The sequence below is a fragment of the Veillonella sp. 3913 genome (genome assembly GCF_003992235.1).
Lineage (GTDB): Bacteria > Bacillota > Negativicutes > Veillonellales > Veillonellaceae > F0422.
Genome location: NZ_RQVF01000002.1, coordinates 258,517 through 275,378 on the forward strand (window position 1 = coordinate 258,517; position 16,862 = coordinate 275,378).

Annotated in this window: 15 protein-coding genes and 1 tRNA gene; 2 read left to right on the forward strand and 14 right to left on the reverse strand. The window is 40.6% G+C overall.

Going from position 1 to position 16,862, the window contains the following annotated elements:
* Positions 1-49: 49 nt before the first annotated feature.
* From EO113_RS04360 to zwf, 11 genes are all read right to left on the reverse strand, one after another.
* Positions 50-748 (reverse strand): Bax inhibitor-1/YccA family protein, encoded by a 699-nt coding sequence (locus EO113_RS04360; protein ID WP_127135639.1) that lies wholly within the window; start codon positions 746-748, stop codon positions 50-52.
* Between the two features lie 9 nt (positions 749-757).
* Entirely contained in the window at positions 758-2,494 is a 1,737-nt protein-coding gene (pyk, locus tag EO113_RS04365; RefSeq protein ID WP_127135640.1) for a pyruvate kinase, read from the reverse strand.
* A gap of 10 nt (positions 2,495-2,504) precedes the next feature.
* Positions 2,505-5,912, reverse strand: coding sequence for a DNA polymerase III subunit alpha (locus tag EO113_RS04370; RefSeq protein ID WP_127135641.1), 3,408 nt, complete (start codon positions 5,910-5,912; stop codon positions 2,505-2,507).
* A gap of 214 nt (positions 5,913-6,126) precedes the next feature.
* The gene (locus EO113_RS04375) at positions 6,127-6,990 is read right to left on the reverse strand and encodes a M48 family metallopeptidase (protein WP_127135642.1); all 864 of its coding nucleotides are present in this window, start codon (positions 6,988-6,990) and stop codon (positions 6,127-6,129) included.
* A 159-nt stretch (positions 6,991-7,149) separates the two neighbouring features.
* The gene (gene typA, locus EO113_RS04380) at positions 7,150-8,961 is read right to left on the reverse strand and encodes a translational GTPase TypA (protein WP_009352910.1); all 1,812 of its coding nucleotides are present in this window, start codon (positions 8,959-8,961) and stop codon (positions 7,150-7,152) included.
* A gap of 209 nt (positions 8,962-9,170) precedes the next feature.
* Positions 9,171-10,109: a bile acid:sodium symporter family protein gene (locus tag EO113_RS04385; RefSeq protein ID WP_009352921.1), complete on the reverse strand. Its 939-nt coding sequence runs from the start codon at positions 10,107-10,109 to the stop codon at positions 9,171-9,173.
* Between the two features lie 343 nt (positions 10,110-10,452).
* Complete coding sequence (locus EO113_RS04390) at positions 10,453-10,893, reverse strand: cupin domain-containing protein (protein ID WP_009352998.1); 441 nt, start codon at positions 10,891-10,893, stop codon at positions 10,453-10,455.
* Positions 10,894-10,986: 93 nt separating this feature from the next.
* Complete coding sequence (locus EO113_RS04395; RefSeq protein ID WP_127135643.1) at positions 10,987-11,292, reverse strand: heavy-metal-associated domain-containing protein; 306 nt, start codon at positions 11,290-11,292, stop codon at positions 10,987-10,989.
* An 84-nt stretch (positions 11,293-11,376) separates the two neighbouring features.
* Complete coding sequence (locus EO113_RS04400; protein WP_009352849.1) at positions 11,377-11,601, reverse strand: twin-arginine translocase TatA/TatE family subunit; 225 nt, start codon at positions 11,599-11,601, stop codon at positions 11,377-11,379.
* A gap of 26 nt (positions 11,602-11,627) precedes the next feature.
* Positions 11,628-12,377, reverse strand: a complete 750-nt coding sequence (gene pgl / locus EO113_RS04405) for a 6-phosphogluconolactonase (RefSeq protein WP_127135644.1) — start codon at positions 12,375-12,377, stop codon at positions 11,628-11,630.
* Positions 12,362-13,885: a glucose-6-phosphate dehydrogenase gene (zwf, locus tag EO113_RS04410; RefSeq protein ID WP_127135645.1), complete on the reverse strand. Its 1,524-nt coding sequence runs from the start codon at positions 13,883-13,885 to the stop codon at positions 12,362-12,364. The genes pgl and zwf overlap by 16 nt, the downstream gene beginning before the upstream one ends.
* Before the next feature lie 175 nt (positions 13,886-14,060).
* Here zwf and rpsD point away from each other — a divergent pair, with 175 nt between their 5' ends.
* Both rpsD and EO113_RS04420 read left to right on the forward strand, forming a co-directional pair.
* Entirely contained in the window at positions 14,061-14,648 is a 588-nt protein-coding gene (gene rpsD / locus EO113_RS04415) for a 30S ribosomal protein S4 (RefSeq protein ID WP_009353000.1), read from the forward strand.
* A 222-nt stretch (positions 14,649-14,870) separates the two neighbouring features.
* Positions 14,871-15,191, forward strand: a complete 321-nt coding sequence (locus EO113_RS04420; protein WP_197413469.1) for a YnfA family protein — start codon at positions 14,871-14,873, stop codon at positions 15,189-15,191.
* Between the two features lie 215 nt (positions 15,192-15,406).
* Here EO113_RS04420 and EO113_RS04425 read toward each other — a convergent pair whose 3' ends face one another.
* The 3 genes from EO113_RS04425 to tadA form a co-directional block, all read right to left on the reverse strand.
* Complete coding sequence (locus EO113_RS04425; protein WP_062401034.1) at positions 15,407-16,249, reverse strand: DUF362 domain-containing protein; 843 nt, start codon at positions 16,247-16,249, stop codon at positions 15,407-15,409.
* A gap of 66 nt (positions 16,250-16,315) precedes the next feature.
* Positions 16,316-16,406: transfer RNA gene (locus tag EO113_RS04430), tRNA-Ser, on the reverse strand.
* Positions 16,360-16,857: a tRNA adenosine(34) deaminase TadA gene (gene tadA, locus EO113_RS04435; RefSeq protein WP_072270739.1), complete on the reverse strand. Its 498-nt coding sequence runs from the start codon at positions 16,855-16,857 to the stop codon at positions 16,360-16,362. Before tadA ends, EO113_RS04430 begins: the two co-directional genes overlap by 47 nt.
* Between the last annotated feature and the right edge of the window lie 5 nt (positions 16,858-16,862).

The following is a 16,862-nucleotide window of genomic DNA, read 5'->3' on the forward strand; positions in this document are numbered from 1 at the left end:
CTTATAGCTCCCCCCTTTTATAAATGTACTCTCACAAATTAACGATACGTTACCGACGACCGAAAACGCGAAGTAGATTGATGAAAATATTGATGAAATCTAGATATAAACCTAAAGCACCAATCAATTCAACACGTTCCAGAACACTTTCATCTTCATAAGCTACTTCCATTATGGTCCGTTTAATGCGATATACATCATACATGGTAAATAAGGAAAAAATCCCTACGGCTATATAGCTGTATACTAATAATCCAAAGTCACTAGCACCGAAGAACATCATAATCAAACTAGCAATGAGTAGCGCAATCACTGCACCCATTAAAAATGTGCCTAATCCAGACAAATCTTTTTTTACCACTACTCCTAAAAAAGCAAAACTGCCAAATACCGCTACAGCTCCTGTTAAAGCATATACTACCACCTCAAAGGAATAGTGTAACGCAATAGCGGTCAAGGTCAATCCATTCATAATGGAATAGAGGAAAAACATGGCTTTCAAAAATGTGTTAGACGCCGTGTATTGACGGAAGGAAAATAAGAACACTACCGCCACTTCGGCTAACAAAATAATATTAAAGTTGGAATGGGCAAAGCGCAACCAACTGGAGTTCGTCAACGCCATAAACCCAATGATGGCTGTAGTCAATAAGCCCCACACCATCCAAAGCATAGAATTGCGTAATTTACGATTTACAATTTCTTCTACTACCACTGTATCTGCTTGTGTAGGAACATGATATTCCATAGTTACCTCCTATCTTGCGTTTGCAATACCTTCATAGACATTACCACGAATGCCATCTACTGTTACCACTTGACCATTTGTCAATTGCGATTGCTCATGAGCACCTAAAATAACAGGAATACCAAATTGAATACCTGCAATAGCTGCTGTCGATGTGTATCCTTCTTCTGCGGTAATAATAGCACCAGCTCGTTTTGCTAGTTCCATATATTCTGGTTCTAAATCACGAACTACTAGAATGCTTCCATCTGCCATAGGCTCTGTAGAATCACCGTGATGGATTGTTCCCGTTACAGATAGTTTACCAACTCCGCGACCTTTAATCAATACATTACCAGTGACATGAACACGAATCATATTAGTTGTACCAGATAAGCCAGATGGCACACCAGCTGTAACAACCACTAAATCACCAGATTGAATTAAACCTTCTCCTAAGGCAGCACTCATAGCGCAGTGTACCATTTCATCTGAATTGGAGTGCGAAGGCCCTTGAATCGGTGTCACCCCCCAGTATAACTGCATACGACGTACAGCGTGTTCATGTGGTGTTACTGCAATAATTTGACAGTTTGGACGATGACGAGAAATACTCATGGCTGTAATACCCGATTCAGTACAAGTAATGATCGCACCAGCTCCCAAAGAACGTCCTACTTCAACAGTAGCAGAGCAAATAGCATCTGTCGTTTTTGCTTCTTCTAACGGCACTGTATGATTACTATTCATATATAAATCAGATGTTTCTGTTACCTTTGCAATACGAGCCATAGTGGTGACCGCTTCCAATGGGTAGTCCCCACCTGCAGTTTCCCCAGATAACATGACCGCATCCGTACCATCTAATATGGCATTCGCAACGTCACTAGCTTCTGCTCTTGTAGGTCTTGGATTAGTTACCATGGACTCTAACATCTGGGTCGCTGTAATCACAGGCTTGGAGGCCGCATTACATTTTTGAATCATCATTTTTTGCAATACAGGCACTTCTTCGGCTGGAATCTCTACACCCAAGTCACCACGAGCCACCATCAATCCATCAGAGACTTCTAAAATATCATCTAAATTATTAAGACCTTCTTCATTTTCGATTTTAGAAATGATGCGAATATCTGCCCCTTTGGATTCCAAAATACGACGAATTGCCACTACATCGCTGGCCCGTTGCATGAAAGAAGCTGCTACATAGTCCACACCCATTTCACAACCAAATACCAAATCTTTTTCATCTTGTTCCGACACTGGCGGCAAGGATAAGGATACTCCTGGTACAGCCACTCGTTTGCGATTGCTCATCATACCCGTGTTCATAACAGTCGTATGAATCTCCGTACCCTCAATAGAATCAATGCGCAATGTCACTAATCCATCAGATAAGAGAATTTGTTTTGCCTCTTTCACATCTTCTGGCAATCCTGCATGATTCACGGAGCAAATCTCCTTCGTTCCTTCCACATCTCTTGTAGTCAATGTAAAAGCTTGTCCTTCTTCTAAGCATACTTTACCGTCTTTGAATAGGCCAAGACGAATTTCAGGACCTTTTGTATCTAGCATTAATGCCACTGGAATACCTGTTCTAGTAGAGGCTAAGCGAACGAGCTCCATACGCTTTGCTTGCTCTTCATGAGAACCATGAGAGAAGTTAAAACGTGCCACGTTCATACCTGCTCGCAATAAGGATTCTACCATTTCTAAACTATCTGTACTAGGTCCCATGGTACAAACAATCTTTGTTTTTTTATTCATTTCTATCTCCTTATAGTAACTCTACTGCATTGGCCCCTAGTAAGGCTTGCACACGCCCAATAGATTCTTTTGATGGGGTGAAATAAAAACTACGATTCACCGCTAAGCTGCGTTTTTGACGTTGCAAGAATAGAGTGACTGGTGTATCTCCTTGTAATTCTTGCAACAGCTTTTGTAATTGTTGGCTCACTTGCGGTGTATCATGAGCTATATCAATATGAATACGAATCTGTCGTACTCTATCATATTCTACTTTCAATAATTGTACGGAACTAGCAATGCATTGTACACCTTTTTCATCCGCATCAATGCGTCCCTCGATAGCTACCACACCATCTCGTTGCAATAGCATATGACTTTTTTGATACCCTTGTGGGAATACTACTACTTGTACGGTGCCTGTGAAATCTTCCAAGGTTAAGGTGCACATTTTTTCCTGTTTTGCCTTCGTTAATCGATCCACTTTTTCCGTAATCAATCCACCAATGGTAACAGTTTTGCCATCAAAATCCTCTGGATTTTCTGCTAATCTCCCTAATTGAAATAGTCCTTCCAATTCATCACGATAGGCATCTAAAGGATGGCCCGTAATATAAAATCCTGTATATTCCTTTTCATCTTTCAGTTTCAGCTCTTTGGGCAAGTCTGGCAAGTCTGGAACATGGATACTCTCCATTTCCTCTACCTCCGCAAAGAGGCTCACCGCTCCTAAAGCACTATTTTTTTGTCCTTTAGAACCAATCCCTTGGGCTTGTTCATAAATCTGCAATAGCTGATTACGATTTTCTTTGAAAGAATCCATAGCCCCGCATCGGATTAAACTTTCCAACAAACGCTTATTGACCACACGGTATGGTATACGTTCGCAGAAATCAACAATGGATGTAAATTGTCCATTGGCCTTTCGTTCTGCTAGTAATTCTTCGATGGCATTATCACCTACATTTTTAATGCCACCTAAGCCAAAACGAATTTGTCCATTTTGTACGGTAAACATACGCTCTGAATGGTTGATATCTGGTCCTAATACAGCCACCTGTTTCGCTTTACACACATTGATATAATTCGTCATTTTATCCATATTACCCATAAAGCTTGTCATAGTAGCAGCCATAAACTCTGGGAAATAATGGGCTTTCAGGTACGCCGTTTGATACGCAATATAGGCATAAGCGGCAGAGTGGGATTTATTAAATCCATACCCTGCGAAATATAGCAAGAGATCAAATACTTCATTGGCTAGCTTCTCATCGATATCATTGTTCACAGAACCAAACACAAAGGAATCTCGTTGTGCTTTTAGTACAGATTCCTTTTTCTTACCCATGGCACGGCGCATTAAGTCCGCCTGCCCCAAGGAGAATCCCCCCATAGCAGAGGCAATCTGCATAACTTGTTCTTGGTATAGGATAACCCCAAATGTATCCTCTAAAATAGGCTCTAATATAGGATGTAAATAGGTCACTTCTTTTTCTTTATGACGACGCTTGATAAAATCTTCTACCATGCCCGATCCCAACGGTCCTGGACGATAGAGGGCCACTAAAGGAATTAAATCTTCAAAATGTTCTGGCTTCAAATCCATTACTAATTTTGTAATCCCTTCCGATTCTAACTGGAAGACCCCTGCTGTTTCCCCTTTACATAAGATTTCACAAGATGCCTTGTCATCTAACGGGATGGCATCCAAGTCTAGCTCAACACCATGATTTTCCTTAATGAGGCGTAGTGCCTCACCCATCACTGTCAACGTACGAAGTCCCAAAAAGTCCATCTTCAATAGGCCTAGTTCTTCGATATTATCTTTATCATATTGCGTGACAAAACCATCTTCATTGGAGTTTTGTACCGGCACATACTCATCTAATGGTGCTGCTGAAATTACGACCCCCGCCGCATGGGTAGAAGAGTTTCTCGCAATGCCTTCTAAGCGCAAGCAAAGATCAAATAGTTCTTTTACCGATGCATCACTTTCATATAGATCTTTGAGTTCTTTTACCTCTAAAGATTTTTTCAAAGTGATACCTAGCTCATTGGGAATCATCTTAGCTAATCGATTCACCTCTGGCAAAGGCATATCTAGCACGCGACCTACATCACGAATAACAGCACGAGCCGCTTCGGTACCGAAGGTAATAATTTGTGCTACTCGCTCTTGTCCATATTTTTCTGTCACATATTCGATGACCTTATTCCGAGTTTCATAGCAGAAGTCGATATCGATATCGGGCATGCTCACCCGCTCCGGATTCAAGAACCGTTCAAAGAGCAAATCGTATTTAATAGGATCTAGACCTGTAATCCCTAATAAGTAGGCTACCACTGACCCTGCTGCACTACCACGACCCGGGCCTACTAGTACCCCATGTTCACGAGCATATTTAACATAGTCCCAAACGATGAGGAAGTAATCTTCAAAGCCCATGCGACTAATAACACCTAACTCATAATCTAGTCGCTCTTGTAATACCGGTGTTACCTCTGGATAGAATTGAGGAATATAGGACTCACAAACTTTACGCAAGTAAGAATGTGCTGTTTCCCCTTCTGGTACATCAAATTTTGGCAAATGGTGTGCATCAAAATTGAACTCTACATGGCAACGTTCCGCAATCTTCAAGGTATTATCCAAAGCTTCTGGAATATGACCAAAGAGTTCTTCCATCTCATCGCCGCTTTTCATGTAAAACTCATTACTGAAAAACTTCATGCGATCTACATCATTCCGCCTTGCACCCGTAGCAATACATACCTTAATATCATGAGCTTCCGCATCGTCTGCATAAACATAGTGAAAGTCATTAGAACATACAAGTCCCACACCATATTGCTCCGCCATATCTACCAACACATCTTGAACACGTAATTCCTTAGAATCTCCATGGTTCTGAATCTCTAAGAAAAAGTTCTCTTTTCCATAGGTCTCAAGATACCATTCCAAAGCACGATGAGCGCCCTCAATGTTGTCCTGTAAAATCAGTTGCGGAATTTCTCCTGCAATACAAGCACTCAAAGCGATGATTCCTTTGTTGTAGGTAGATAGCAAATCTCGATCAGCACGCGGCTTGCGGTAGAACCCTTCTGTAGAGGATTTAGATACAATTTTTACAATATTTTCGTATCCTTCCATGGTTTCTGCTAAGAGAATTAAATGCTTTAATCGTTCATAGGTCTTACCTTCAGGGCGGTCAAAACGACTGCCTTCGGTCACATACACTTCGCATCCTAAGATGGGTTTGATACCTTGTGCCATGGCCTCTTTATAAAAATATATGGCTCCATACATATTACCATGGTCCGTTAACGCTAGGGCAGGCATATTGAGTTCTTTCGCACGACTCACCATTTGTGGCAATCGGCTAATGCCATCTATGAGGCTATATTCACTATGACTATGCAGATGTACAAATGGTCTCATGTGCCCTCCTTACTAACGTAACGCGATATACTTTCATTCCTTTTATTATATCATAATTTGCATATTTCAGTGTACCGTGAAAGCGTTTGTCATCTATCAATCCATGGATACTTACAAAATAAAAATGCCTATGTAATCTGTATAACAAACTACATAGGCTTTGCATTATTTAATAAACTTTACTTCTTGGTAGATAGATACTAGGCAACTATATTTATTTATAATATGCACGCATTTTTAGTTTTATCTCTTGCCAGTTTGGCAACACATCATTCATGACCTTGTAAAATCGTGACGAATGGTTCGGCTCTATAAAGTGCGCAAATTCATGGACCATCACATAGTGAGCAAACTCGGTAGGCCCTAATAGCAATCGAGTATTCATAGTGATAATTTCTTTTACAGGCATACAGGATCCCCAACGGCTCGTCATATATCGCAATCGCAAGGCCGGTGTCGGCACTGTATACCCCGCTTGTTGAAACTCACTATACACTTGTTGTGCTAGTGTTTCCATGAAGTCCTGACCTATGGTTTTCCAAAAGCTAAGCCACATTCGTTCTACTTTGCTAGCATCCAAGGTCTCATGATTACTTGGGTAGCGTACCAACAATATGTCGTCTACCACCGTTACTGCATAGGTAGAGGCGTTCCCTCTCGACAGTTTTCTTTGTGATCGGCTTCCTTGTGCGCCCTTCCTTTTTGATGAACTACCTTTCAATGGAGAATCTGACGGAGTATCGCTTAATTGACTATCCTGCGAAGATATTTCCAAGTAGGCAGATACTGCGTGAGGCTTTTCTAATACTACTCGATACATCTTACCCATCACCATGATTTCTGTATCTACAGCAGGTACCATCGGATGACCGCCTCTGCTTTTTCGGTTTTGCAGTGCTTTTTCAACGAAAGCTCGATGACGACAGATGAAGGCTTCAATCATTCCTAGGGGGACACGAGGGGAGGCAGACACTCGTACTACGCCACTGGTGGTGACACGAAGATTCATGTTCTTCACGCGTTTTCTATGCAGTTCATAAGTAATGCTACCATCTGGCAGTGTGCGAAGTTCTTTCATCCTGTCTCCTATATCTCCTATATCATTACTAATGTATTACTTATATATCTATTATAGGCTTTCACCCCTATAAAATACAACAAAATAGAGAAAGCCATGGTATCCCACTACTTTCTCTATTTCTATGTACATAGACTATTCCTAGTCTAGTATATGTAATTATTTTGCTGCTTTTGCTGCTTTCGCACGAGCGGAACGATCCAAGATCGCTTTACGCATACGGATATTTTCTGGTGTTACTTCTACCAATTCATCATCGTTAATCCACTCTAGAGCTTGTTCTAAGCTGAAGATACGTGGAGGTGTTAAACGAACTGCCTCATCAGAGGAGCTAGAACGCATATTAGTAACATGTTTCTTTTTGTTAGGGTTTACGTCCATGTCGTTTTCACGAGCATTTTCGCCGATAACTTGGCCTGTGTATACTGGTACGTTAGCGCCCAAGAATAAAGTACCACGATCTTGTACAGAGTTCAAACCATATGGTGTTGTTTCACCATCTTCGAAAGCTACCAAAGCACCGCGCGTACGGCCTGGGATATCTCCTTTGTATGGTGCATAGCCATGGAATACATGGTTCATGATACCATTACCTTTTGTAGCTGTTAAGAACTGCGCACGGAAACCAATCAAGCCACGAGCAGGTACTACGAATTCCATACGTAAGTAACCAGCTAATTCAACCATGTTGATTAACTCAGCTTTACGAACACCTAAGTTTTCCATTACAGCACCCATAAATTCTTGTGGCACGTCGATAGTTAAATGCTCCAATGGTTCACATTTTTGACCATTGATATCTTTGAAAATTACACGAGGTTTACCCACTTGTAATTCGTAACCTTCACGACGCATGGTTTCAATCAATACTGCCAAATGCAATTCGCCACGGCCAGATACTTTGAAAGAGTCTGGAGAATCTGTTTCTTCTACACGCATAGATACGTTAGTTTCTACTTCTTTGAACAAACGGTCACGTAAATGACGGCTTGTTACATAGTCACCTTCACGGCCTGCGAATGGAGAGTTATTAACGGAGAACATCATAGACAATGTTGGCTCATCAATGGAGATTGTTGGTAGTGCTTCTGGATTTTCTGCATCCGCTACGGTCTCACCAATATTGATGTCATCGATACCTACGAAAGCAATGATGTCGCCCATGCCTGCTTCATCAGTTTCTACACGATTTAAACCATTGTATGTGTACACACGACCGATTTTGCCTTTACGAGTGCTTTCACCATTCATTAACACCACTTGTTGATTAGTTTTCATGCGACCACGAACGATACGACCTACTGCAATTTTTCCTACGAAATCATCATAGTCAAGGGTAGTTACCATGAATTGCAATGGACCATCGATATCACCTTGTGGAGCAGGAATTTCTTTAATCAATACATCGAATAATGCAGTCATATCTGTGGAATCATCTTCCATGGATGCTTTCGCAATGCCATCACGAGCAGAGGCATACACCACTGGGAAGTCCAATTGATCATCGTCTGCTTCCAATTCCATGAATAATTCTAATACTTCATCTTCTACTTCATGAACGCGTTGGTCAGGACGGTCAATTTTGTTGATAACCACGATTGGTTTCAAACCTTGTTCCAAAGCTTTGCGCAATACGTATTTCGTTTGTGGCATTGGACCTTCAAAAGAGTCCACCAATAACAATACGCCATCAACCATGTTCAATACACGTTCTACTTCACCACCGAAGTCAGCATGGCCCGGTGTGTCCACGATGTTAATTTTTACATCGTTATGCATAACTGCTGTATTTTTGGAAAGGATCGTAATCCCTCTTTCACGTTCTAAGTCGTTAGAGTCCATTACACGCTCAGCAACTTTTTCATTGTCACGGAAAATATGACTTTGTTTAAGCAATGCGTCTACCAATGTTGTTTTACCATGGTCAACGTGGGCGATAATCGCCACATTGCGAAGATTTTCACGAATCATTCTATACTCCTTTATCTACTTAAGTAGGGTATTCCTAATATTTGTACAAATCGTACTACGACAGTCTATTATATACTTTATTTTATAATTTTACAAGGAAAAAACGTCACATACTTTCATCCTATAACAGGCTATGAAAGTACATGACGTTTCTACTAGATATTTAATTTTCTAAATGCTCTAATACCCAAAGTACATTAACTTATAGATTAATGTGTATTTTTAGAATCGTTTCTTCGGCAAATGCCCGCAAAGATAGATCCTGTAAAGTTATGGATAATGGAGAACACGGCGCCTGCTACGGCTGCTTGTGGTGTAAAATGTTTCAACGCTAAGCTAGCGGCCAAGGCAGAGTTTTGCATTGCCACTTCGATTTGCATGGCACGGCGATCTGGTACGTTAGAACCAAATAGACGGCAAATGAAATACGTCACTACATAACCGCTCACATTTTGCACTAAACAAGCTAAGAAAATCATCACACCGTGCGCTAAGATATTATCACGGCTAACGGCAGTGACGCCAGCTAGGATAATTAATACAGCTACGGCACCTACTGTTGGTAATACTTCTTTCACAGGTTCAATGCGAGAACCGATGAAATAGTTTACAATAATGCCCAACGCAATTGGGACCGCAATGATTTTCACGATGGACATGAACATCGGCCAGAATGCAATATCTACAGTTTGTCCTGCGTATAAGACGATGAAGATTGGTGTTAACACTGGTGCCAACAAAGTGGATACTGTCGTTGCAGATACGGACAATGGCACATTACCATTTGCCAAGAATGTCATTACATTGGATGCGGTACCACCTGGTGCTGCCCCTAACAAGATAAATCCTAAGGCGATTTCTGGTGGGAATCCAAACAAGGTACCTACTAACCAACCTGCTAGTGGCATCCACAAGAATTGAATCAAGGATACCAAGATCACTTGCCACGGTTGTTTAAATACGTCTAAGAATACTTTCCCTGTTAAGGTTAAGCCCATGCTGAACATAACTAATTGTAACAAAGGAACTGTTTGTTTCGCTGCCCCCATGAATAGTTCTGGCACTAAGAATGCGATAACTGCCATAGCTAACACAATCCATGCTAGGTAATCATTGAACAAGCGATTAATACTACGAATAAAATTCATATGTAACCTACTTTCTATAAAAAATGAGAACTTTTCAATTATAACAAATATTTCTCTCTAATAAAAGGGATTTATCTTAAATTTATAATATATTTGTCCATTTATGTATTACAACTATTAGCTGTGATATGCATCGTATAGTTTTCGTCCCACTCTCATGATTATAACTAGACTCCGTTATTGTATATCAGAAAATGTTATCTACTTAATTGTATAATGCAATTTCACTTTAAAATAAAAAAGAAACATAAGTAACGATAACTCCTAACATCAATATTAGATGCCTAGATTCCTCATCACTTATATTTCTTCCTTGTGAGACAGTTGTATGTAAACTGATTAACTAGCTATTTAAAAACTCCTCGATTACAGGATTTTCCATCATCACAGCTTGTTCTTCCTCTGTGATAACTTGCACCTTATCTCGGTCCACATTAACCAAGCAGAGGAAGCCTAAATGATCGTCTTGGTTCGCACGGAATTGGTGTGCCATCAATTTAGGGATTTCAATCATATCTCCTTCTTGGACGTCTTCCACGGTGTCGCCTAGTAAACATTGGCCTTTCCCACGGAAGATCATGACCATATGCGTATGCTCATGGCGCTCCATAGTGCTATACCCACCTGGTTGTACCTCAAAATAACGGAATTGGCATGGAATATCCCAAGCTCCATCAAACAAAACTTGACGGGTCACATCTTTAAAAGGGCTATTATCTTGCTTGTATACCAACGTGTCGACTCCATCCCAGGTGTATTCTTTTTGATTAAACTTGCGTATCATACTAACTCCTATAAAAGGGCCATCTTGAAATCAATCCAGATAGCCCCTCCTTGTATTCTAATATATACCCGGCATATCACCAGATAGTACGCCTTATTTGAATATTTTCTTAATAGCGCCCAAAATGCCACCATGTTCATGAACATAGTCTTTCACAGATTCCACTTCAAAACCTGTTTCGTCGATAGCTGCACGAATGGTTGCTTCATCCGTTTTAATATGGTCAAAGCGAATCCGTACTTCTTTTGTTTTCAAATCCACAGTAGATTCTAATACGCCTGGCAACCCACGAACGGCCCCATTTACAGTGTTTTCACAGTTCCCGCACATCATGCCTGGCACGTGAAATAATTTTGTAGTCACATTACCCGTGCTACCACAACCACAATCTTTACACATAGTTCCTCCTAATTATTTTGTTTATGACTATTTTTAGCCCCTAAATAAGGAGCAGAAATATGACTAAATTCATTATAGCACATCCTAATTATTTTGTTTATGACTATTAGTAGCACCAGCTTCTACATCAATGGTTTCCGCTTTTGCAGGTTCTTCTTTAGCTACTTTTTTATCGCCACTAACAGCATCTTTAAATTCATTAATACTTTTACCAATGGCCTTACCAATTTCAGGTAACTTTTTAGGTCCAAAGATAACAAGGGCAATAATTAAAATAAGAAATAACTCTTGTGTACCAAAATTAAACATACCTAATACCTCGCATTTCAAATCAATTAATTTTTATGCGCAGAATCATCTACATACCATTCTACTGGTTCATGAGTTAATACCGCACCTGGTAAACAATGGTCTACTCGATCCTCCCAAGAATATTCTTCATATTCTTTACGTTGGCGAAGCACACGAGCTAAGGCCGCCTCTTTAGAAGCGCCTACCACCGTGAACCACACAGATTTCGCATTCACCAGCATTGGGAATGTTAATGTCACACGTTCCCATACTTTGCCGTCTTTTACGGCCACTACCATACGATTACGTTCATACAAAGCTTCAGATTTAGGGAACAGGGACGCTGTATGTCCATCATCACCTAAGCCTAATAAGACTAAATCTATGGATTCCTTTTCTGTGCGCTTCAAGACCATTTGTACTTCTTGTTCATATTTATCTGCTGCTTCCTCCACAGTACCATTATTCGTTGGTACTGGATAATAGTGAGCCGCTCCCATAATATTTCCAAATAAGCGATCTTTTGCACGGCCAAAATTGTTATCTGGATTCGACTGTGGCACAAATCGTTCATCTACCCAAAGGAAGAAAATATGCTCCCAATCGATACGATTTGTATACTCATCAGAATCGAGCAACGAAAACAATGCATTTGGTGTAGTCCCTCCAGATACAGCCACCACGCAAGCACCCGTTTCTGCAATGCATTCGTTTGTATAAGTTAAAAAACGATCGGCCACTGCTTTCGCCACGTCATCTCCTGTAGGAAATGCATGAATTATATCTCTCGCCACGACCAAGATCCTCCTTCTAATAACTCTTCTGCCTCTTTTGGTCCCTCACTGAAAGCTGGATAGAAGCATAACGGTGTTTCTTCATCATTTCGTTCCCATGCCTCAATCAATGGCTTAAATAAACGCCAAGATTTTTCTACCGCATCGTTGCGAACGAATAATGTTTGGTCTCCTAATAAACCATCTAAAATCAATCTTTCATAAGCATCTGGAATATCTGCTAATTCCTTAGAATTGCTATAAGAAAAGTCCATTTCTAACGTATTGACACTTAATTTCGATCCTGGAGATTTTACCTCTAAGGACAATCCCATTCCTTCATTTGGTTGCATGCGAAGAACCAATACGTTTTGGTTAAAGTCTTTCGCATGGAACGGTTTAAAAATGGAGTGCGGAATTGGTTTGAAAGTAATAGCAATTTCACTCGATTTCTTCGGCAATCGTTTCCCTGTACGTAAATAGAACGGCACATCACGCCACCTCCAATTATCAATGAACAGTTTCAAAGCCACATAAGTTTCTGTCGTAGACGTGGGTGGCACATTTTCTTCCTTCCGATACTCTGGGGCTGGACGTTCTGTATTACCAGAATCTGTATATTGACCACGCACTGCAATATCGCCTAATTTTTGACGATGTAAACCACGAATAGACGAAATCAATTTAGCAATTTCATCACGGTAATCGTCGGCATTAAAACTGGCAGGTGGTTCCATAGCAATCAAAGATAATACCTGGATCATATGGTTTTGCACCATATCACGCAAAGCGCCTGCCCCATCATAATAGCCAGCACGTTTTTCTACACCTAACTCTTCAGCCACCGTAATTTCTACACGTTCAATATATTTGCGATTCCAAAGTGGTTCAAATATAGCATTGGCGAAACGAAGCATCAAAATATTTTGTACCGTTTCTTTCCCTAAATAATGATCAATACGATAGGTTTGCTCTTCTGTTATATATTGTTTTAATGATTCATCTAATGCGATAGCACTTTCTAAATCATGCCCAAACGGTTTCTCAATGATTACTCGAGACCAAGACCCTACTTCTTCTAATAGCTTCGCCCCATGTAATTCACGTACGATAGGTTCAAATAACTCTGGTGGCATGGCTAGATAAAATAGTGCATTACCACCTGTGCAATGCGCCGTTGCCACACGCTCTAACTCTTCTCGCAATGCTACATACGTAGAAGGCTCTGTATATTGACCAGACACATAGGAAAAGCGTTCAATAAATGCTAGTTCTTCTACACTTGGTTCACGATCGCCTAATATGGATGCTTTCACTTGTTCACGAAACTCGTCGTGGCTCATGGCTGTCCGTGCTACGCCCACTACGGCTACCTTCGGTGAAAGTAAACCACGTTGAAACAAGGAATAAATAGCTGGTAATAATTTACGTTTTGTCAGGTCTCCAGAGGCCCCAAAAATAACGATGGCACCTGCACCTGGTGTATGTTCTATACATAATTCTTCTTTAACATTATAGGACACATTCATTGTGAATCTCCTCTTACATCATTTCCCAATGGAAATACTAATACTGCACCCTTTATTATAGCACATACACGGCCCTTGACAATGGTTATAGCCCTTTGACTTTTTCATTTTCATAGGGTATAATAATTAAGCACGATTTGTGCAAAGTTTTATTAATCTATGAGGTGATAATCACATGGCAACGAGAAGAGAAGCACGATTTAAGTTATGCCGTCGCTTCGGTGTGAACGTTTTCGGTCACGCGAAGGCTTTAAAACGTGTAAAAAAAGACCAACGTCAAAAGAAAATGTCTGAATATGGTCTTCAATTATTAGAAAAACAAAAAGTTAAAGCATACTACAACTTGCTAGAACGCCAGTTCGTACGCTATTACGATAAAGCGAAAAAAATGCATGGTGTTACAGGTCAAAACATGTTAAAATTGTTGGAATGCCGTTTGGACAACCTTGTATATCGCATTGGCTTCGGTAACTCCATCCGTCAAGCACGTCAAATGGTAAACCATGGCCACATTCTTGTTAACGGTAAACGCGTTGACATTCCATCCTACCAATGTAAAGTTGGCGATGTAATCGAACTTCGTGAAGCTAGCCGTGACAACGAAATGTTCAAAGTGAACTTCCAAGAACTTCGTTCTTTCGAACTTCCTTACATCGAAAAAAATCTTGACGCTTTCCAAGGCACATTAACTCGCCTTCCTGAACGTGAAGAACTTCCTATCGAAGTAAACGAAACATTAATCGTCGAATTGTACTCCAAATAATAGGATACTACAGCAACCAATCTTCGGATTGGTTGCTTTTTTATGCCTTGGTGGTTGAAATTATTATGATTAGTTTATATAATGAAAATATATATCATTTACTATATATTACATACGGTCTTAGTACACGGTATATTGAAATTATAAAATTCTTGCACAACGTACCGTATGTATTTCATCCTATGAAAGGCAGTTAACATAAAGGTATTTACTATGTCGCAAATTCTCTTATCAATATTTTATTTTATTCTAGCCGGTATTGCTGAAATCGGTGGCGGTTATTTAGTATGGCTTTACCTGAAAGACGATAAAAGCCCGTGGTATATGCTCGCAGGTGCTATTACACTCATCATTTATGGAATTATCCCTACCTTACAAGAAGCGCCTTTCGGTAAAGTATACGCCGCCTATGGTGGCATCTTCATTGCCCTCTCTATTTTATGGGGCTATTATGTAGATGGAATCACACCCGATCGCTATGATATCATCGGTGGCATTGTGTCTATCATCGGGGTATTGATTATTATGTATTATCCTCGTTAATACACCTAATGAATGCGAAACTGTATATAACAAGGCAACTATTGCTTCTCTATCTATACCGTCACTCCTAATACATTAGAATTGTTACGACACAGTGTATCCCCTTATATATACTTTTTTGGGATACATCCATTACATCATATACAAATATGCAAAAATCTCTAGTATAAGCTATGCCTTACGCACTCGCTTACACTAGAGATTTTTATTATCTATTAAATTTTTTCACCATAGAAGATTAACTCTTCGTCTTTCACTAAAGCATAGGAACGTGTACCAAGTCCCATGCGGTCTGCACGTAATAAAATGGCTTGCCATTCGCTATTAGGGGAAATATCTTTGAAATAATCCCATGTGCGTTTTTCCACTGTGCTTAATACACCGTTTTCCACTGGTGTAGCTTGGGTAATAATATCGCCTAAGGCTTCGTCCATCGCCACCATATCGTAGGACACAACGATACCTAGGTTTCCTACGATTTCGTTAGTGGCACCTGCGTCTTTTAATTTTTCTTGGTTCACATAATCCGCCACAACGTCCATCGCTACCCCTACATGGAATCGTTGACGATTCCGTGTGGCAGCTGCTGCATATTCAGCCACCGCTTTATGATGCTCTGTACCTGTTAAAGCTACCAATTCACGACGACCTTCTAAGCTGGCGGAGTACCATCCTGTATTGTTCACAGCCCCAGAGAATCCGCTGTACTCATTCGCTTTAATGTGATTCACGGAAATCACCACATCACTAGTTGCAATGCGTTCATCGATATAGGCTACTTTCACAGATTCACCATCAGGAATAATAACCTCACGGGAATGATGGCTAGGCTCATCTACATAGACCACAGTGCCGCCTTCGGATTCGATGCGTGCTTTCATATATGCCACTACCGTTTCATAGGCCTCATAATCGCTATGCAAATCATTGCGAAGTAGAGCCACTTTTTTGCCAGCGCAACCAATTTCACCAAAACCAATTTTACGCAACAAAAAATCTAATCGTTTATGAATTAATTCTTGATTAACCTCTTGTAAAGGGGAGTAATATACTTCCATATCATGCCTCCTACAACTACGTCATTTTGTAAAAAAGGGCTGCATCTACTGACACAGCCCTTACTTTGGCGGAGAGAGGGGGATTTGAACCCCCGCGCCAGTTTCCTGACCTACCGCATTTCGAGTGCGGACTCTTCAGCCACTTGAGTACCTCTCCGTATACGTCGGCGTTCTTTGAAAAAATCTTTCATAATTTGACTGCATTCTTCTTGCAATACACCCGCCAACACCTGTGGTTCATGGTTTAAATTCGGATGTGAAAGTACATTAAACAAAGATTCTACCGCACCGCCCTTATAATCACTACTGCCATAGACAACACGATCTATACGACTATTAATAATAGCACCAGCACACATAGGGCACGGCTCTATGGTAACATAAAGCGTACAACCGGTCAACCGCCACCTTTCAAGCATAGCATTCGCCTCACGGATGACAAGGACCTCTGCATGAGCCGTCGCATCATGGTCAATCTCGCGTCTGTTGTGATGACGACTGATAATCTTGCCTTCATGCACTAATACTGCACCAATAGGAATCTCACCCATATCATAGGCCTTACGTGCCTCTACCAAGGCTTCACGCATATACTCTTCATCAGTCATACAGT

Bases quoted from the DNA above. Each gene is read 5' to 3' on its own strand.
- rpsD (WP_009353000.1), top strand. From the start codon at position 14,061: ATGGCAACGAGAAGAGAAGCACGATTTAAGTTATGCCGTCGCTTCGGT.
- typA (WP_009352910.1), bottom strand. From the start codon at position 8,961: ATGATTCGTGAAAATCTTCGCAATGTGGCGATTATCGCCCACGTTGAC.
- EO113_RS04375 (WP_127135642.1), bottom strand. From the start codon at position 6,990: ATGAAAGAACTTCGCACACTGCCAGATGGTAGCATTACTTATGAACTG.
- EO113_RS04425 (WP_062401034.1), bottom strand. From the start codon at position 16,249: ATGGAAGTATATTACTCCCCTTTACAAGAGGTTAATCAAGAATTAATT.
- zwf (WP_127135645.1), bottom strand. From the start codon at position 13,885: ATGAATGTGTCCTATAATGTTAAAGAAGAATTATGTATAGAACATACA.
- EO113_RS04360 (WP_127135639.1), bottom strand. From the start codon at position 748: ATGGAATATCATGTTCCTACACAAGCAGATACAGTGGTAGTAGAAGAA.
- EO113_RS04395 (WP_127135643.1), bottom strand. From the start codon at position 11,292: ATGTGTAAAGATTGTGGTTGTGGTAGCACGGGTAATGTGACTACAAAA.
- EO113_RS04370 (WP_127135641.1), bottom strand. From the start codon at position 5,912: ATGAGACCATTTGTACATCTGCATAGTCATAGTGAATATAGCCTCATA.
- tadA (WP_072270739.1), bottom strand. From the start codon at position 16,857: ATGACTGATGAAGAGTATATGCGTGAAGCCTTGGTAGAGGCACGTAAG.
- EO113_RS04385 (WP_009352921.1), bottom strand. From the start codon at position 10,109: ATGAATTTTATTCGTAGTATTAATCGCTTGTTCAATGATTACCTAGCA.
- EO113_RS04390 (WP_009352998.1), bottom strand. From the start codon at position 10,893: ATGATACGCAAGTTTAATCAAAAAGAATACACCTGGGATGGAGTCGAC.
- EO113_RS04400 (WP_009352849.1), bottom strand. From the start codon at position 11,601: ATGTTTAATTTTGGTACACAAGAGTTATTTCTTATTTTAATTATTGCC.
- pyk (WP_127135640.1), bottom strand. From the start codon at position 2,494: ATGAATAAAAAAACAAAGATTGTTTGTACCATGGGACCTAGTACAGAT.